The following is a 1,087-nucleotide window of genomic DNA, read 5'->3' on the forward strand; positions in this document are numbered from 1 at the left end:
TATGCGGAAGCCGTGGGAGTGGTCGCTGAAGGTTGGCTCGTAAATGCTCTCCAGTATGAGCCGCACCACCTCCTGTAGCCTTGTTCCTCGTTCACAATGTTGCGTCTTGCCGCTCAGTCGTGGGTAGATGGTTTCCCCAACTTGCGACGTTTCCGGTACGCTATTGTCCCCCTTATGGTTTCCCTCCGGGGTAAACCGGCTGACGCTAAAGTGACGCTTTTTCAGCGTCTTTGATACTTTTCTTTACCGGCTTGCCAAAGCCGGATTCCCAAAATGCCCGCGCACCGCCTGCGGATTACAAGCAGCGCTTCTGGACGCGCGATATATTTCAATCATGCGCCCATAGACGATGACGAAAATAATAATGTTCAGCGCAAGCATGGTAATGTGAATGAGGAACGACTGGAGCCACAGACCCAGCAGGGGGCCGACTTCCATCGCCTCCAAGGTAGCCTCCAGATTATCCAGCATGGACGCGCTGATGTCGGTGGAGCCGCGCACCAGCCCTGCGGCGTTGGCAATCACGCTCTGGGACATATCAAATACCGCCATGACGATATTGAATGTATTGGAGAGAATGAGAATAGCCGCCGCCGTTTTGAAAATCCACTTGAAGAAAATCCAGTAGTCCAGATCGTGTAGGTTGTTCTTTTCGATAATGAGCTGGATCAGCTCATAGGTGGCAACAAAGGTTAAAATCAGACCGGCAATCGGCAGTATCACCGTTTCAGAAAGCTGCCGTATGAGGGAAAAGACCCCGGCGTTCCAAGCCGCCGGGGTCGTCCCTACTTGCACCGCAATCTCTCCGACACGGGTATTGACCGTATCAAAAAGGCCCGTGAGGTTGCCCATGATACCCTCAATCAGCAGCCCTTTTATCCAGTCTGTAAGCCAGTCGGTGAGAAATCCCATAAGCTAAACCCTTAAAACAGGGAGGACAGCAGGGGGATCAGAGTGGTGCCGAGCACGATGATGCCGCCGCCAGCCATGAGCTGCTTCATACCCTGGCTCTTTGCTTATGTGTGATAAAGAAGTAATAGAAGTGCAAAAAATTTTGCCGTTCCTATCCGGCACTTGGCCATTGTGT

Annotated in this window: 2 pseudogenes; both read right to left on the minus strand. The window is 52.3% G+C overall.

The window, feature by feature from the left end:
* Positions 1-321: 321 nt before the first annotated feature.
* Positions 322-912 (minus strand): annotated as a pseudogene (locus B5F54_RS17095) (VirB6/TrbL-like conjugal transfer protein, CD1112 family); the annotation flags it as partial.
* An 11-nt stretch (positions 913-923) separates the two neighbouring features.
* Positions 924-1,016: pseudogene (locus tag B5F54_RS18350) on the minus strand (Maff2 family mobile element protein); the annotation flags it as partial.
* Between the last annotated feature and the right edge of the window lie 71 nt (positions 1,017-1,087).

This window comes from Anaeromassilibacillus sp. An250, assembly GCF_002159845.1.
Lineage (GTDB): Bacteria > Bacillota > Clostridia > Oscillospirales > Acutalibacteraceae > Anaeromassilibacillus > Anaeromassilibacillus stercoravium.